Consider the following 16,353-nt stretch of genomic DNA (forward strand, 5'->3'; position numbering starts at 1 on the left):
CCGTCTTTTCCTTGATCTTGTGCGCCAGGGCTGCCAACCCTTGGGGCGAATAGACCGCTCCATGGAACGACAAATATGCCCCCCTCTGCCCAGACCCAGCTCGCCATCTTCGATCGCCTTGCCAATGTGCTGGCCAATGACGACAGGCCGGCCCTCTATCGCGCCGCCGATACGGCGCTTGCCGAACTTGTCGGGCACAAACTGTTCACGCTCCTCCTTGTGTTGCCTGGCGGCAAAGAGGTGCAACGGTTCTGGAGCACCAACGAGACGGCCTATCCGCTCTCGGGACGCAAGCCCATGGGGGATACGCCCTGGGGCGATCTGGTTATCAAGCGGCACCAGCCATTTCTCGGGCGCGACATGGACGCTATCCGCTGGGCGTTTTTCGACCATGAACTGATCGCTTCGCTGGGATTGGGCTCGGCCATCAACGTGCCGATCATCAGTGCAAAAACGCTGCTCGGCACCATCGCCATTCTCGATGCCGAGCATCATTACGACGAGGAAAAACTCGCCATCGCCCTGCGCGTTGCCCCTTATCTCATCGATGCGTTCAGAAGCGAGATTGCCGAGCTGGGCTAGAGCGCGTCCAGCAAAAGTGGAAACGGTTTTGCGGTTCGGACGCGCGACGAAACAACAACTTAGAGGATTTTCGCGATTCGAAGAAAAGCGGAAATGCTCTAGGAAAACAGCCAGCCGGCAAGGACAGCGGTTGCGATACCGTTGAGAGCCATGGCCAGCCCGGAAAACGTGCCGGCCAGCGGATCGACCTGAAAGGCGCGGGCCGTGCCGATGCCATGGGCGCTCAGCCCGGCGGCAAAGCCGCGCGCCGCGTAATCCTTGATCCTCATGGCGTTCATCAGTGGGGTGACGATGATTGCGCCGATGATTCCGGTGACGATCACGAGCACCGCAACCAGAGAGCCATTGGCGCCGACCTGCTCGGCAATGCCCACGGCAATCCCCGCCGTGGCCGATTTGGGAACGAGCGCCAGTTGCAGCGTCTCGGGCATCCCGAACGCCTTGGCGATCGCAACGGCGGAAAACATTGCAAACGGTGCCCCGACGAGAAGCGCGGCGAGGATGGGAACGGCCAGCTCCCGCACTCGCGCACGGTTCCGCCAGAGCGGAATGGCCAGCGCCACCGTTGCCGGTCCCAAAATAAAATGGATGAATTGGGCGCCGGCGAAATACTCAGTGTACGCGGTATCGGTCAGATGCAGGATCGCGACGAGGACACCGACCGAGATCAGCACGGGATTGACCAGCGGATGATTGCCGCTGGCTTTGGCGAGGTGACTGGCAAGAAGGAACACCCCGATGGTCAGTGTCAGCCAGAACAGCGGGCTGGCGGCAAGAAACACCCAGAGCCCGTCACTCATCGCCGCGCGCTCCCGTCAGGCGCCGGGTGATAATGAACACCCAGACGGTAACCACCAAGGTCAAAGCGCTCGAGAGGATCAAAACGAGCGCCAGTGCCGGGCCATTGGCAGCGACAAGATCGAAATGCTGTGAAATCCCCACTCCGGCCGGCACGAAAAACAGGCCAAGCCAGCCGAGCAAACTATCGGCAGCGGTCTCGATCTGTCCGCCTGTGCCGCGTTCGCCCTTGGGCAGATAGCGAGCGATGGGCATCACCGCCAGCAAGAGGACAATGCCGATCACTGGCCCGGGAACTGGCAGCGCAAACGCTCTCGCGATAATGTCTCCGGCCAGTTGGCAGGCGAGAAGAACGAAAAGCCCCAACAGCATGAATGGCTAGACCAGCGCCGATTTGTGCAGGCGGCCACGCGCCATGATCAAAGGCATATGCGCGCCGTCACCCCCGAGCAGGGAGATATCGGCGAGCGGGTCGCCATCGATAACGATCATGTCGGCGGAGGCCCCCTTTACGATCTCGCCCGCTTCACCTTCGAGCCGGCAGAGTTTCGCGCCGATCGTTGTCGCCGAGCGGATGATTTCGGCGGGCGAGAGCACCTTGGCCAGAAGCTCGAATTCCATGCAGTGATATTTGCGCAATTGTCCCAAAAGGTCGGACCCGAACGCCATGGGCAAACCGGCCTCGGCCATGACTTCGAGCGATTTCAAACCGCCATTGCGCACGACGTCGATCTTTTCGAACTCGGCGGCGCCCAGCCCCAATTGCTTGCCCTCAATGGCCAGCGCCTCATAGGCGACAAGGGTCGGCACCGCGATACAGCCCGCTTCCGCCGCCATACTGGCGGTCTCCGGTTCGATCAGATTGCAATGTTCGAGCGAATGGACGCCCAGTTCCACGCAGCGGCGGATCGCCTTGTCGGTATAAAGGTGGGCCGAAACGTAAAGCCCGGCGTTTTCGGCCTCCTCGACCATCGCGGCGATCTCGTCGCGCGAATACTGGATCGAATGGATGGGATCGTTTGGGGAGGACACCCCACCATTGGCCATCACCTTGATGAAATGGGCCCCCTCCTTGATCAGCGTGCGGCAGGCGGCGCGGACATTGTCCACCCCATCCACGATCAGCCCCATCGAGCCGACGCGGTCGGAAAACAGGCCCGGGCGATCGTCGGTGCGCTGGCGCAGATCCGCATGCCCGCCGGTCGTCGTCAGCCCCTTGCCGCAGATGACGAGACGCGGCCCGTCGATCAGCCCATCCTCGACCCCGCGCACCAGCCCGATATCGGCGCCGCCCAGATCACGCAGGGTAGTAAAGCCGCGCGAAAGCGCTTCGGTCATCACCCACGCTGCGCGCAGCGCCCCCAGCGAGGCGGGCGCGATCATATTGCCCCACAGATCGAGCGTTTCAGCCACCACATGCACATGGCAATCGATAAGCCCGGGCATCAGCGTGCGGCCATCGAGAGCGATGGTCTGCGTGCCCTCGGGTAGGGTGATGCCGGGGCCGATTTCGGCGATGCGATCGCCCGTAACGAGCACATCGAGTCCGTCTTTCAAAGTCCCCTCGCGGGGATCGAGAAGTTTGCCGCCGGTGAACAGATAGCTTGTGGTCATGGGGCGATCCTATCGGTGGTGGCAGGCCACGAGCTGCCCGTCAACGCGCGGGGTCAGTTCGGGGTCGTGTTTGCGGCAGATCTCGCTGGCCAGCGGACAGCGGGTGTGGAATGCGCAACCCGATGGCTTGTTGGTGGCGCTGGGAATATCGTCATTGGACGCCGAAAATGTGTGCCTGGCCCGCGGATCGAGCGAAGGGGCGGAGCCCATCAGCAATTCAGTATAGGGATGGCGCGGCGCTGCAAAGATGGTCTTCTTGTCGGCAATTTCGACAATCTTGCCCAGATACATCACCGCAACGCGGTGCGAGATGTGTTCGACAACGCCAAGATCGTGGGAGACCGAGAGGTAGGACACCCCCAGATCGTTCTGCAGATCGGCGAGCAAATTGAGAATCTGCGCTTGCACCGAAACGTCGAGCGCCGAAACCGGCTCGTCGCACACGATGATATCGGGCTTGAGCGCCAGGGCGCGGGCGATGCCGATGCGTTGGCGCTGACCGCCGGAAAACTGGTGCGGGTAATTGTCTGCCTGATCGGGGCGCAGCCCGACCCGGTCCATCAGGCTGGCCACTTCCGCTTCGCGCTCGGCGCGCGTTCCGACATTGTGGATGTCGAGCGGCGCCCCGATGATGTCCTTGACCTTCTGACGCGGGTTGAGCGAGGAGAACGGATCCTGAAAGACGATCTGCATGCGCCGGCGGTAATCCTTGAGCGCGCTGGCATTGAAGCTCGTGATCTCCTGATCGTCGAACCGCACGCGGCCGCCGGTCGGCTTGACCAGCCCCATCAGTGCCAGCCCGGTGGTCGATTTCCCGCACCCGCTTTCGCCCACCAGCGAGAGGGTTTCACCGCGTCCGAGGGTAAAACTCACCCCGTCAACGGCCTTGACCGCACCGACCTGACGCTTGAACACGCCGGCCCGGATAGGGAAATGGACTTCGAGATTATCGACGGCCAGAAGAGGGGCGGTTTCAGGCGGCATCGTCATGCTCCCAGCAGGCGGCCATGTGGCCGGGGGATTTTTCAACAAGGGGCGGACGCTCTTCAAGGCATCGTTTTGAAGCGCCCGGACAGCGCGGCGCAAAGGCACAGCCCTTGGGCAGGTCCCAGAGCGGAGGCACGGTGCCGGCAATATCGGTCAGCCGCCCGCCTTCGGCCAGACCCGAGCGCGGAACCGCGCCCATCAGGCCCTTGGTGTAAGGATGGATCGGATTGTCGAAAAGGTCATAGACGCTGGCTTCTTCCACCCGGCGCCCCGCATACATGACGATCACCCGGTCAGCCACTTCCGCCACAACGCCGAGATCGTGGGTAATCAGGATCTGGGCTGTGCCCAGCCGGTGCTGCAGCTCGGAAATCAATCCGAGAATTTGCGCCTGGATGGTCACGTCCAGAGCCGTCGTCGGCTCGTCGGCGATGATGATTTTCGGCTCGCACGCCAGAGCCAGCGCAATCATAGCGCGCTGGCGCATGCCGCCGGAAAGCTCGTGGGGGTATTGCCGCGCCCGGCGCTCGGGGTCTGGCATTTGCACCATCTGCAGCGCTTCGATGGCCCGCCTGAACGCCTGGCGATGGGAAACCTTGCGATGCTGGCGCACCGATTCGGCGATCTGTTCGCCCACTGTGAGCACAGGGTTAAGCGCGGTCAGCGGCTCCTGGAAGATCATGGCGATTTCTTCGCCGCGAAAATCCTCGACCTTGCGTTGATCGAAGGCCAGGAAATCCTTGCCCGCGATATCGATGGCGCCGCCCGTGACGCGCGCCGCCTCGGGCAGAAGACGCATCAGGGCCAGTGCGGTCATCGACTTTCCGCACCCGCTTTCGCCAACGATGCAAAGTGTTTCCCCCGGCGCGACAGACAGGCTCATGTCCTGGACGACGGGAAACGACCCGCGATCGCCGCGGATTTCGATATCGAGATCGCTGACCGCGATGGCCGGCGTCTGGTCTGGCTTTTCGGCGAATGCGCTCATCGCAATCATCCTCTTTGAATGGGGCCGCCCGGCCTAAATCTGGCAACCGGCCGGGCGGGCCGGATCATTTTGCAGTTTGATTGAAACGGCGAAATGATCCGGGTTCCTGTCTCGTCGCGCTTCCGAACGCTTAGAGCCGTTCAGGATTTGATTGAATCAAATCCTTGGCTCTAAGCCTTTGTTTTATCGCGTGTCCGAACCGCAAAACCGTTTCCACTTTTGCTGGACACGCTCTAGTCGGTCGCGCCGTCCAGATTGCCCACCATGAACCCGTAATCGCCGCTTTCGACGACGTTGCGGGTCAGGTGCTGCATGATCATCACGCCGTTTTCGAACGGGGTCTGAATTTCTTCGAGCGTTTCGAACGTATAGGGGCTCACAACCCGTCCCAGAAGCTGACCGCCCTTGATGATTTCGCCATTGGCGGGGCACAGCGGCTCGAGAAGGCCACCCTGGGTGGGCCGGATGCCGGCCAGTTCGTTGCAGACGATCTGCTTGGGGTTGGGCGCCACATCGCCGGGGATCATGCCGCGCACGCGCAGCATGTTGAGCACGCCATTGACCGTCCGCTCGATATAGGGGGTCTGATCGACGATGCCGCCGCCCAGTTCCACCACGACGCTGGGGATCCCGCGCTCCTCGATGGTCACCGCCTTGGATGTGCCGGCAAAGACGGTGCCCTGCTTGTCGGGAACCGGGCGATAGAGAACGGTTGAGCCGAAGGCGCGCGACAGCTCTTCATCGTTCCAGATATAGACGTAATCGACGGTGGGGCGATCTGTGCCCGAATGCAGATCGATATGGATATCGATCTTGCGCAGGAACTCGTCGGAAATTGCCAGGGCGAGCTGCTGGCTGTAGGTGCCGCTGGGCGAGCCGGGAAATTGTCGGTTGAGATCGACCTTGTCGTGGGTCGCAAAGCGCTGGTTGACCGCGAACGCGGAGGGGTTGGCAACCGGCAGCAACACGATGCGGCCCGAAAGCGGGGTATCCTTCAAAAGACGGAACAATTCGAGGATGGCCTGGGTGCCGGTGTTCTCATTGCCATGGATCGAGGCGGAGATGCCAACCGTCGGTCCGTCCGTTTCGCCCACAAGTTCATGCATGAGCAGAACGGCATCCGAGCCGTCGGCAAGCGTTGTGAACTTGTGGCGAATGGGGTTGATGGATTTGACCATTCTTGTGGTGTCCTTTTAATCGCGTCTATTTGGACTTGCCGCCGCTGCGCGAAAGCTGGCGGGGGTCTAATATGTCCCTGAGGCCATCGCCCAGGAGATTGAAGCCGAGCACGGTGATCATGATCGTCGCGCCCGAAATGATGGAAAGCCAGGGCTCGTCGCGGATGAACCGGGTGCCATAGGCCAGCGTCCAGCCCCAGGTCGGGGTGGGGGGCGGAAGGCCGAAACCGAGGAAACTCAGGGCCGATTCCGAAATGATCGCCGTGCCCAGGCCCAGCGAGGCCAGAACGATGATCGGGCCGAACGCATTGGGAAGCACCTCGCGGAACAGGATGCGGACCGGATTGGCGCCCAGCGCCCGTGCCGCCTGCACGTAATTCTGCTCGCGCAGCACGAGCGTTGTGGCCCGCACCACGCGGGCATATTCGGTCCAGGTGACGATGATGATGGCGAACGAGATGTTGGTGATGCCCGGTCCCATCACGGCAACGATGGCCAGCGCCAGAACCAGCGGCGGGAACCCCAGGAAGATGTCGGTTATCCGCATCAGAAGCTGGTCGACCCAGCCCCCGAAATAGCCCGAGACCAGTCCGACAACGGTGCCGACCACGGCCGCGCAGGCCACCGAGATGATGGCGATCGAGAGCGAGACGCGCGCGCCATAGACCAGACGCGACCACAGATCACGCCCGAAATTGTCGGTGCCCAGAATGTGGCCCGGTGTCGGCCAGGCAAAGCGGTTGATCATGTCCATCTGTTCCACCCCGTGCGTTGCGACAAACGGCGCAAAGATGGCGCAGAAGATGATGGCGAGCGAAATCAGCGCGCCGACGACAAGGGATGTGTTTTTGAAAGCCTTTGGGATGCGCATGGGTCCTATCCGAGCCTGATGCGCGGATCGACCGCGGCGTAGAGGAGATCGACGATCAGATTGACCAGCGCAAAGATGATCGCAAAGGTCAGAACGATGCCCTGGATCAGCGGCAGGTCGCGCTGGGAGATCGCCGAGATGGTGAGCTGGCCGAGGCCCGGCCATGCAAAGATGGATTCGGTCAGAACCGCCCCGCCCAAAAGGGCGCCAAACCGCAACCCGATGATCGAAAGCACCGGCAAGAGCGCGTTGCGCAGCGCATGCCGGATAACGACCCGCGGGCGGCGCAGCCCCTTTGCATAGGCCGTGCGCACGAAATCCTCGCGCAGAACCTCGAGCATGGACGCCCGCACCAACCGTGAAATGACGGCCGCCGAATTGGCCGCCAGCGCGATGGCGGGCAGGGCGAGATGGGAGAGCGAATCCCAGATGGGTCCGAAATTGCCGGCAAACATCGCCCCGATCGCTTCGGGAAGCGGCACGCCGCGCCCGACCGCCGGCAGCCAGCCGAGCATGACCGCGAAGGCCAGCATGAGCAGCAACCCCAGCCAATAGACCGGCATGGAGACGCCGAGCTGGGCAAACAGCATGGTGGCGGTATCGACCCATGAACCCTGACGGATCGCCGCGATCACACCGAGCGTCAGCCCGATCACCGTGGCAAGGATCAGCGAAACGATGGCCAGTTCGAGCGTCGCACCCAGCCGGGTTGCGATGATCGAGGCCACGGGCCGGTTCTGGAAGATCGATGTGCCCATATCGCCCTGCAGGAGCCCGGCGAAATAGTCCCAGAGCCTAAGATACCAGGGATCGTTGAGGCCCAGGCTGTTGCGCAGGTTTTCGATAGCCTCGGCTGAAGCTTCCTGTCCAAGCAGCACCGCGGCGGGATCGCCGGGAATGAGCAGCAGAAGTCCGAATGTGATGACCACCATGCCAATCGCCATGGGGATCATCAGAAGGAGGCGGCGGGCAACATAGGCTAGCATGGCGTCCACCTCAAATGTGTTTGTGAGGAAAGAGTCATTGTTCCAAACGGTTCAGCCGATCACCACCTGGTCGATGGCGCGGGGGTATCTGGTCATGCTGTCGGGACCTTCGGTGGCGATCAGCACTGTGTCCGCAATACGATATCCGGCAAATCCGGGCACAAAGATCGCCGGCTCGCTCGAGGTCACCATGCCGGGCTTCAAAATGGTGTCGTCGCCGGCTTCGACCCAGGGCGGCTCGTGGAACATCACGCCCATGCCGTGCCCGACTCGGTGCAAAAGATATTCGCTCATGCCGCTGTCGCGGATATAGGCGAGCGCCAGATTGTCGGCCGATGCGCAAGTGTGCCCCGCAATCAGCGCCGCGGTGGCCATGCGCTGGGCTTCGAACGCCACCGCGTAGTGACCTTCCTGCTCCTTGGTCGGTTCACCGATGAACAGTGTCCGCTCGCTTTCGGCGGCGCGCCCGCCCACCCGGCATCCGAGCGAGAGAATAATGCTCTCGCCGCGCTTGACCGGATTGCCCGTCGGCATGCCGTGCGGAAAGGCCGAGCGCGCGCCCGAATAGACAAGCCCGCTCGCCAGCCCCTGCACCAACATGAGATCGGCATGGTCCTCATGCATGATCTTCATGGCGTGGCGCGAAACAAAAGATTCGATTTCGATCTCGCTCGGCAGCGTATCCCCCGAGGCCATGGCATCGGCGATCAGGCCGACGCCGGCTTTGACCATCTCGTCGGAAATCCGCGCCGCCTCTCGGTGCAAAACGATCTCCTCGGGATATTTGATGAGCCGCATCTGCTGAACCAGATTGGTTGGCTTGCAGGCCCTTGCATTGGGAAACGCCGCTTCGATTTGGCCAACCCGCGCCAGCGAAATCGCGTGGCTGTAGGCAATTGTGCCCTTTATGTCCGGAAAGGCGCGGCCCAGAACGTCAAAGGGTTTGTCGACGCCCGGAAATTCGAAATAGACGATCGGCTCGGCGGCGATGTTCTGGTGCGCCGCGTGGGCCCGTTCGAGCTCGGGGATCAAGAGCCAGGCGCCGTCCTGGGTGATTGCAAAGACCACGGGGCGCTCTGTCGTGTAGTGGGAAAACCCGGTCGTGTAGATCACGTCGTCATTGGAATCGAGCAACAGCAGATCGATGTCCGCAGCCGCCATGCGCTTGCGGATATCGGCGTGGACCTTGGCGTAGAAATCGGCGCCGAGCACCTGATGGAAAGTCATTCCGGGCTCCAGAGAATGGCATAGGGACAAGATGGGACCGGCGCGATTGGCGCGCCGGTCCCAGGCGTTCAGTCGGAAAGCCCGATCAGGCCGCGCAGCGTACCGCGCGGGTTGGCCTCGACCTCGACCGGAAGGTCGTTGGCATAGAACAGCTGATAGCCCTGGGCCGAGATGATGTAATAGGGCAGCTCCTCGGCGAGGATTTCAGCGGCACCCTGATACGCAGCAGCGCGTTCGGCCTGATCGAGGCTCGAACGGCCCTCTTCGAGCAGCGCGTCGACTTCCGGGTTGGAATAGCCGCCCCAGTTCGTCGAGCCATCGGTGGTGAGCTGGGCGTAGAGCAGCCGGTCGGGATCGACAAGGTTCAGCCAGCCGAGCAGGGCGATCTGGTGCTGGCCCTGCTGCACGTAATTGGTCGAGAACGATGGCCAGTCGCTGATCTGGATTTCCGCATCGACACCGGCGGATTGGAACACCGCCTGCAGATATTCGACCGACTGCACCCGGTTGGGGTCTTCACTGTGGGTCGAGAGCACCACATGGAGCGGTTCGCCATCCTTGTCGAGGATGCCGTCGCCATTTGTATCGGTCCAACCCAGTTCGCCGAATTTTTCGACAGCGGCCGCCGGATCGAAGACCGGCTGCGAGATCGACTCGTCAAACGCCCACGAGGTGGGCAGCAATACCGACTGGGCCACTTCGTCCACGCCCTGATAGATCTGGTTCACAATGGTGTCCTGATCGACCAGCATGGCGAAAGCCTGCCGCATTTCCGGGTCCGACAGCAGCGGATCGGAGACATTGAAGTTGAGATAGGTGACGCCAAGTCCGGCCATGATGGCATTGCCGAAACGGTCGTCATCGGCCAGCCGCTCGATGTCCTGCGGCGAAAGCGGGGACTGGACAACGTCGAGATCGCCGGCTTCGAACGCCTGGGCGCGGGCCGAATTGTCACCGATGATCTGAAGCGTGACGTTCTCGATTTCCGGAGCCGTGCCCCAATAGTTTTCATTGGCTTCGAGTTCGATGTCGCTGCCGCTGTTCCAGGCCGCAAGCTTCATCGGGCCGGCGCCGATCGGTTCGAGCGCGATGTCGGTGCCCCCTTCGACAGCGGCCTTGGAAACAATGCCCATGTCCAGATAGGAGAGCAGCGGCGCGTAAGGCGCCGAGAGATTGAACTGCACGGTGCGCTCATCGACCGCCTCGATCGAGTCGATCGGCGTATAGAGCGCACGCTGGGGGGCGTTGAAGTCGGGGTCGAGGATGGTCTCGTAGGTGAACACCACGTCCTCGGCGGTCAGCGGACTACCGTCCGAAAATGTAAGGTCGGGGCGCAGCGTAAAGATGATTGTCTGCGGATCCGGGCTTTCCCAGCTCTCGGCAAGCTCGGGCACCGCTTCGAGGTTGGGCGAGATTTCAACGAGGCCCGAATAGATCAGGTTTGCTGTACGCGACGCTGTCGTATCGCGTGTCAGCCGCGGGTCGAGTGTACCCGCATCCACGTCGGTACCGATGACGATCGTATCGGTTTCCTGCGCAACAAGCGTGCTGGCCGGAGCCAGTGTGACGGCGATGGCCGCCGTGGTGGAAAGGAGAAATGCCTTCATGATTGTTCCCTTTGGTAAATCAGCCATGGTGGATGAAATTCAGTTTCCCTTGGGTCTTGCCGCCACCTTCTGGGACGGGTGACTTGTCTGGAGCCCTCGCGATTTCTGCCGCCTGATGTCGGCAAGATGGGGCGCGAGGACATTTTCGACGGCGCCCGGATCGGGGGCGTGCCGATATTCGAAACAGGGGGTGCCCTCAGGCACGTGTTCGGCGACATGATCGGCGCCGGAGGCAAAGATCACCGCGTTGCACTGGGCCAGCGTTTCCTCAAGATCGGGAGCCGAGGACCACGTCACCCTGATGTCGGAAACATGGGGAGCGAATTCGCGCACGCTGGGGCGCATTATCGCTATGTACTCCTTGAAATGGGTGACCGCTGCGACCCTGGTGCGCGGATCGAGCCGCGCCAGATTCTGCCGCGTCTGTTCGGAGGGAATGAAGCGCAGTCCCAAAAGGTTGTCGCTGTCCACATGCGAGCGCACTTCGGCCTCGCGATTGACGAAGGTCAGCACAAGATCGGCCTTACGGCACGCTTCGCGCAACGTGTCCGAGCCGGCAAGACTGTCCAGCGTTATCAGGCGCACCTTGTCCTCGGGCGCCAGAACGGGGCGGATCTGTTCGACATAATCCCGCCCGGGGCCTTCGAATATGCACACAAAGACGATGTTGAGCCCGTCGCCGCCGCGGGGGAATTGCGACTGCGCATTGATCATCGAGATCAGTGACAGTGTGGAAATGCCAAGATTGTCGGCCTTCTCGATCAGCGCGCCGATATCTCCGCGCAGCGCATCGAGTGGGTTCGAGCCTGGGAGCCGTATCTTGGGGTCCTGAATGGCAAAGGCACCGAGCCCATGGCGCATTTCCACGAGCCCCTCGTCACGAAGCTGCTTGTAGACCTGCGCCACGGTCATCGGCGCAATCCCGATATCGGCTGCCAATTGCCGGACCGACGGCAGCTTTGCCCCGTCGGGGATGTCGCCGAAGCTGAGCATATAGGCGAGCAGGCCATGAAGCTGCGTTCCCACTGGAACGGGAAGCGACTTGTCGATGCTGGATGCGTCTAGCGTGAACATTTAAGTGTGCTATCAGTTCAGTACACCTCAACGGTTGCACGGTATTTTTTTTAGCGCAAGAGGGTGTGAGATTTTTTTGTACACAATTTGCATACGCCATTTATTTGTGCATTTATGCCGAAGGAGGTAGGCGGGCTTTGGACAAAGCGCCCTTGCTTTGATGGGTGTAAGGAGTCCGGTGCCGCTGCAGCGGTCTGATTCTTGTGAGAAAAAGGTGTACTAGTGGATTATATCAACCTTGGAAAAACCGGCCTGAAAGTGTCGCGGCTCGTTCTGGGCTGCATGACGTTCGGCTCGTCGACCTGGGCGCCCTGGGTGCTCGATGAAGACGCCTCGCGTCCCATCATTGCCAAGGCTCTTGATCTGGGCATCAACTTTTTCGATCTGGCCGACATGTACTCGCGGGGCGAAAGCGAAATTGTCGTTGCGCGCGCCCTTGCCGATGTTCCGCGCCACAAGCTGGTGCTGGGCACCAAGCTCTATAATCCCATGAGCGACGACCCCAACGACCGCGGCCTGTCGCGCAAGCATGTGTTCGAGGCGGTGGACGCCAGTCTCAAACGCCTGGGCACCGATTATATCGATCTCTATCAGCTTCATCGTTTCGACTACGACACCCCGCTCGAGGAAACCCTCGATGCGCTCAACGACGTCGTTCGCGCCGGCAAGGTGCGCTATCTCGGCGCCTCTTCGATGCATGCCTGGCAGTTCATGAAGGCCATCGGTATGCAGCGGGCCAATGGCTGGGCGCCGTTCGTTTGCATGCAGAACCACTACAATCTGATGTATCGCGAGGAAGAGCGCGAAATGCTGCCGCTCTGCCGGTCCGAGGGCATTGGCGTGACCCCCTGGAGCCCTTTGGCCCGCGGCCGTCTGGCCGGACGCGGCGGCGACGCGACCACCCGTTCGCAGACCGACAAGACAGCAAACGCGCTCTATGACGCGACCCGCGACCAGGACGAGGCGGTGATCGCGGCGGTGCGGACCGTGGCCGAGCGTCACGACCGCCCGATGGCCCAGATCGCTTATGCCTGGGTCGCCTCGCGCCCCGGTATCACCGCGCCCATCGTGGGCATTTCCAAGCTGCACCAGTTCGATGACGCGATCGCGGCGCTCGAGGTCGAGTTGTCCGAGGAGGACGTGGCGCTGATGGAAGCACCCTATCGGCCGAAAACCGTAGCCGGGCACGTTTAGAGCGCTTTCAGCAAGAGTGGGAACCGGTTTTGCGGTTCGAAAGAGCGAAACAAGGATTTGGGAGTTGAGGATGAAACCGGGACAGGACCTCGCAGAAATCACCGCCGGCATCGATCGGCTCTACAGGGCACAAAAGCAAGGTGAGGGCTTTCTCGACGCCGAAGGTTTGATCCCGGTGGCGGTGGCCGCCATCGAGCCGCGCAATTTTGCCCGCTATGCCGACGCCCGGGAGGCGTTGGCAAAGCTTTCTCAAACGCTCGACAGCGGGACCGGCGAGCAATTGCGCGTCGATTACCTCGGCGAAATGATCGATTCCCTCAATGCTCTGATGGACACCTTCGAGGGCAGGCCGATAGGCTTTGCCGAACGGCTCAGGCGCCAGATCCGGGTCGATACGACGGTGATCGGCGACGATATTTTAGACACCTACCGCGCAACGATCCGCAACGGGCTCGACGAGTTGGGCTATCGCGGCGGCGATCTGGCGGCCGACATCACCCGTTGGGAGAAGGACACGATCGTACCGCGCGATACGGTCATCCTGGTGCTCGAGGATTTGCTCAGGCAGTCGCGCCGGCGCGCTGCGACGATGTATGACTTTTCCCATGAATGGATCGAGCCGGTCGGGGTCACGGACAAGCCCTTTGCCGCATATTGCGATTATCCGGGGCGGAAAGTTCTGCTCAACCTCGATTTCCCCTATACGGTCTATGCCCTCAAGCATCTGGCAACCCACGAGGCGTTTCCGGGTCACCTCGTGCATCTGGGTCTGCGGGAGCGCTATGTAGCGGATGGTTCCATGCCACTCGATGGCGCGCAGGTGGTCACAAGTTCGGCCTCGAGCGCGCTGTTTGAAGGTATTGCCGACAACGGCATGGCCTTCCTCGACTGGCTGGATACTCCCGGCGATCAGATCGCCGTGGCGCTCCAGCGCCTGCGCAGCGCCCTGCGCTGCAACGCGGCATGGATGATGCACGAAGAGAAAAAGCCGATCGACGAGATCGCGCCGATCATCGCCACCCAGGGCTATCAAACCGAACACACGGTCAGGGGACGGCTGGCCTTTCTCCATCACGACCTCAGGGCGCCCTTCGTTTATGCATATTGGTGCGGGGATGTGGCGGTGGAAAAGGTCTGGAACGATGTTCCGGCTTCCGAACGCAAACGGTTCTGGCACTATCTCTACGGCACCATGCACACGCCCACCACACTGGCAAAATACTGGCAATAGGCGGTCATTCGCGTCGCCAAATTAAGCTCGCCCTAAGGTTTGGCCCGCCATAGTCCGTCGTCACGGACCGTTGGGGTTGCGCCCAGCCGGTCCAGCCTTGCGCTGATCGGCCATATCATCGGCGAAGTGGTGCCTGGTGAGATCGAGCTGTGTCTCAATCCGCGCGAGGCGATCCAGCTTTGCCGCGAGCACCAGTTCGATCTCGTGATCGTCGATCACATAATGCCCGAAATGGATGGCGTCGAGTTCACCGCGGCCCTGCGTGCCCGTCCGGCCTACAGTCTGGTTCCCATCGTGATGGTGACCTCAGATTCCGACAAGGCGGTCCGCATCGACGCGATCAAGGCCGGCGCCTCCGACTTTCTGCAAAAGCCCTTCGATCCGACCGAGTTGCAGGCCCGCGTCGCCAACCTTCTGGCCCTGCGCAAGGCGCAGGTGCAATTGGCCGATCGCGCGCAATGGCTGGCCCGGGAAGTGGAGCGGGCCACCGCTCACCTTCTGGCCCGCGAAGAAGAGATCATCTATCGGCTGGCCCGTGCCATCGAATATCGCGATGGCGATACCGGCGAACACGTCTCGCGCGTCGCCCAGATCAGCCAATTGATCGCCGAGGGTATCGGGCTGCCCGAAGAGAGGTGCCGGATGATCTATCTGGCGGCTCCCCTGCACGATATCGGCAAGATCGGTATCGCCGACGCCATTCTGAGCAAGCCCGGCAAGCTGACCGCCGAGGAATTCGCCAGGATGCAGGAACACGTGACCATCGGCGCGCGCATTCTCGAGCGCGGCACGTCCGAACTCATAAAAACCGCAGAACTCATTGCGCAAAGTCACCACGAACGCTGGGACGGCACCGGCTATCCCGACCGCCTTTCAGGCACCGACATACCCGTCGAAGCGCGCATCGTGGCCATTGCCGACGTGTTCGATGCCCTGTGTTCCGAGCGACCCTACAAAGCCGCATGGACGGTCGAGGCGGCCTATGCCGAAATCGTGCGCTGCAGCGGCAGTCATTTCGATCCCGGCTGCGTTGCGGCCTTCCGCGCCAAATGGCCAGCGATCAACGCCCTGCTCGGTGGCGACGGCCTGCCCCGGGCGGCAGGCTTTTAACCCCCAAAAAGCATTTCCCATAACGTGGTTGTGATCGGCCGGTGCCTCTGAGCCAGCCGCCTTAGCGGCTGCGCGCGATCATGGCGATCGATCATCACCGGCAAGTCCGACAGCCAACCTGCCCTATTCGATTTGCCTTGGCGGCAGTTTTTAGGGTCGGTCAAGCACTCGGACCGACACTGGAGCCCGGCCCGATGCGGGAATCAAGAGCAGGGCAAAGTATTTGTGTTCTATTTTCCGCGAGTCGATTCCGAATCAAAGGCGGAACGACTCGGATGTCGGAACGATGGATTCATGAAAGATTCCGAAGAAATAAAGTAATAACCAGTTTTATTTCAAATTTGATAGCTGTATTGATGAATAATGCATTTGGAGAAACTATAAAATTGTAACCGATGTTTAATCATTGGATGTAAGTGTATTTCCATATTCCGGGGGAATACACTGTGGATGGTCGTGCTGCGTTGGAGCGGCGCGATTGTCGGCAAGAATGGTTTGCACCTTCTGCTCCCGGCCATCGCAACGGCAGGAGAGACAGAATGTCATCCACACCCCTATGCTCATCGGGCGCCGCCCATGCCCAATGAAGACCGTCACACGCTCGTTCTGGGTGGTGACGCCGGCATAAAATCCGCACAGAATGTCGCGGCCAACCTCGCCCGGGCCCTCTCCGAACACCCCCACGTCGCCATTGACACCCAAACGCTTTCAGCCGCCGACATCACCACGGTGCAGACGCTGCTGGCCGCCAGGGCCAAGGCAAAGCAGTTGGGCAAGTCATTGGAAATGCTGACGCCGATCGGCGCGCCGCTGCACGAGGTTCTGGCGTCCGGCGGCTTTTTGACTCCCGCGCAGGACAATGCCGGCTTCTGGAACGGGACCAACGCAAACCAGGCGGGACACTGA

General features: G+C 61.3%; 16 protein-coding genes. 5 read left to right on the top strand and 11 right to left on the bottom strand.

Annotation, left to right across the window (positions count from 1 at the left end; all coding sequences use genetic code 11):
- Window positions 1-75 precede the first annotated feature (75 nt).
- On the top strand, window positions 76-582 hold the full coding sequence (locus tag KKY_RS17830) for a GAF domain-containing protein (protein ID WP_014132783.1): 507 nt from the start codon (window positions 76-78) through the stop codon (window positions 580-582).
- A gap of 98 nt (window positions 583-680) precedes the next feature.
- Here KKY_RS17830 and KKY_RS17835 read toward each other — a convergent pair whose 3' ends face one another.
- The 11 genes from KKY_RS17835 to KKY_RS17885 form a co-directional block, all read right to left on the bottom strand.
- A complete protein-coding gene (locus tag KKY_RS17835; RefSeq protein WP_014132784.1) occupies window positions 681-1,382 on the bottom strand; it encodes an LrgB family protein in 702 nt (233 codons plus the stop codon).
- The gene (locus tag KKY_RS17840) at window positions 1,375-1,752 is read right to left on the bottom strand and encodes a CidA/LrgA family protein (protein WP_014132785.1); all 378 of its coding nucleotides are present in this window, start codon (window positions 1,750-1,752) and stop codon (window positions 1,375-1,377) included. The genes KKY_RS17835 and KKY_RS17840 overlap by 8 nt, the downstream gene beginning before the upstream one ends.
- 6 nt (window positions 1,753-1,758) lie before the next feature.
- Entirely contained in the window at window positions 1,759-2,994 is a 1,236-nt protein-coding gene (locus tag KKY_RS17845) for a metal-dependent hydrolase family protein (RefSeq protein ID WP_014132786.1), read from the bottom strand.
- A 9-nt stretch (window positions 2,995-3,003) separates the two neighbouring features.
- The gene (locus tag KKY_RS17850) at window positions 3,004-3,978 is read right to left on the bottom strand and encodes an ABC transporter ATP-binding protein (protein ID WP_014132787.1); all 975 of its coding nucleotides are present in this window, start codon (window positions 3,976-3,978) and stop codon (window positions 3,004-3,006) included.
- Window positions 3,968-4,969 carry an ABC transporter ATP-binding protein gene (locus KKY_RS17855; RefSeq protein WP_014132788.1) on the bottom strand — a complete coding sequence of 334 codons (1,002 nt, stop codon included), beginning with the start codon at window positions 4,967-4,969 and terminating at the stop codon, window positions 3,968-3,970. The genes KKY_RS17850 and KKY_RS17855 overlap by 11 nt, the downstream gene beginning before the upstream one ends.
- Before the next feature lie 233 nt (window positions 4,970-5,202).
- Window positions 5,203-6,147 (bottom strand): succinylglutamate desuccinylase/aspartoacylase family protein, encoded by a 945-nt coding sequence (locus KKY_RS17860; protein WP_014132789.1) that lies wholly within the window; start codon window positions 6,145-6,147, stop codon window positions 5,203-5,205.
- Between the two features lie 25 nt (window positions 6,148-6,172).
- The gene (locus KKY_RS17865; RefSeq protein ID WP_014132790.1) at window positions 6,173-7,018 is read right to left on the bottom strand and encodes an ABC transporter permease; all 846 of its coding nucleotides are present in this window, start codon (window positions 7,016-7,018) and stop codon (window positions 6,173-6,175) included.
- 5 nt (window positions 7,019-7,023) lie between these two features.
- Entirely contained in the window at window positions 7,024-8,004 is a 981-nt protein-coding gene (locus tag KKY_RS17870) for an ABC transporter permease (protein WP_014132791.1), read from the bottom strand.
- Window positions 8,005-8,055: 51 nt separating this feature from the next.
- Complete coding sequence (locus tag KKY_RS17875) at window positions 8,056-9,231, bottom strand: M24 family metallopeptidase (RefSeq protein ID WP_014132792.1); 1,176 nt, start codon at window positions 9,229-9,231, stop codon at window positions 8,056-8,058.
- 68 nt (window positions 9,232-9,299) lie between these two features.
- Window positions 9,300-10,838 carry an ABC transporter substrate-binding protein gene (locus tag KKY_RS17880; RefSeq protein ID WP_014132793.1) on the bottom strand — a complete coding sequence of 513 codons (1,539 nt, stop codon included), beginning with the start codon at window positions 10,836-10,838 and terminating at the stop codon, window positions 9,300-9,302.
- Between the two features lie 39 nt (window positions 10,839-10,877).
- Window positions 10,878-11,912: a GntR family transcriptional regulator gene (locus tag KKY_RS17885; protein WP_014132794.1), complete on the bottom strand. Its 1,035-nt coding sequence runs from the start codon at window positions 11,910-11,912 to the stop codon at window positions 10,878-10,880.
- Between the two features lie 222 nt (window positions 11,913-12,134).
- Between KKY_RS17885 and KKY_RS17890 the strand changes: the two genes are divergently transcribed.
- The 4 genes from KKY_RS17890 to KKY_RS17905 all read left to right on the top strand — a co-directional run bounded on the left by KKY_RS17890 (window position 12,135) and on the right by KKY_RS17905 (window position 16,353).
- On the top strand, window positions 12,135-13,106 hold the full coding sequence (locus KKY_RS17890; RefSeq protein WP_014132795.1) for an aldo/keto reductase: 972 nt from the start codon (window positions 12,135-12,137) through the stop codon (window positions 13,104-13,106).
- Window positions 13,107-13,176: 70 nt separating this feature from the next.
- The gene (locus KKY_RS17895; protein WP_041528885.1) at window positions 13,177-14,337 is read left to right on the top strand and encodes a hypothetical protein; all 1,161 of its coding nucleotides are present in this window, start codon (window positions 13,177-13,179) and stop codon (window positions 14,335-14,337) included.
- Between the two features lie 39 nt (window positions 14,338-14,376).
- On the top strand, window positions 14,377-15,447 hold the full coding sequence (locus tag KKY_RS17900; RefSeq protein ID WP_014132797.1) for an HD-GYP domain-containing protein: 1,071 nt from the start codon (window positions 14,377-14,379) through the stop codon (window positions 15,445-15,447).
- Window positions 15,448-15,897: 450 nt separating this feature from the next.
- On the top strand, window positions 15,898-16,353 hold the full coding sequence (locus KKY_RS17905) for an STAS domain-containing protein (protein WP_014132798.1): 456 nt from the start codon (window positions 15,898-15,900) through the stop codon (window positions 16,351-16,353).

Source organism: Pelagibacterium halotolerans B2 (genome assembly GCF_000230555.1).
Classification (GTDB): domain Bacteria; phylum Pseudomonadota; class Alphaproteobacteria; order Rhizobiales; family Devosiaceae; genus Pelagibacterium; species Pelagibacterium halotolerans.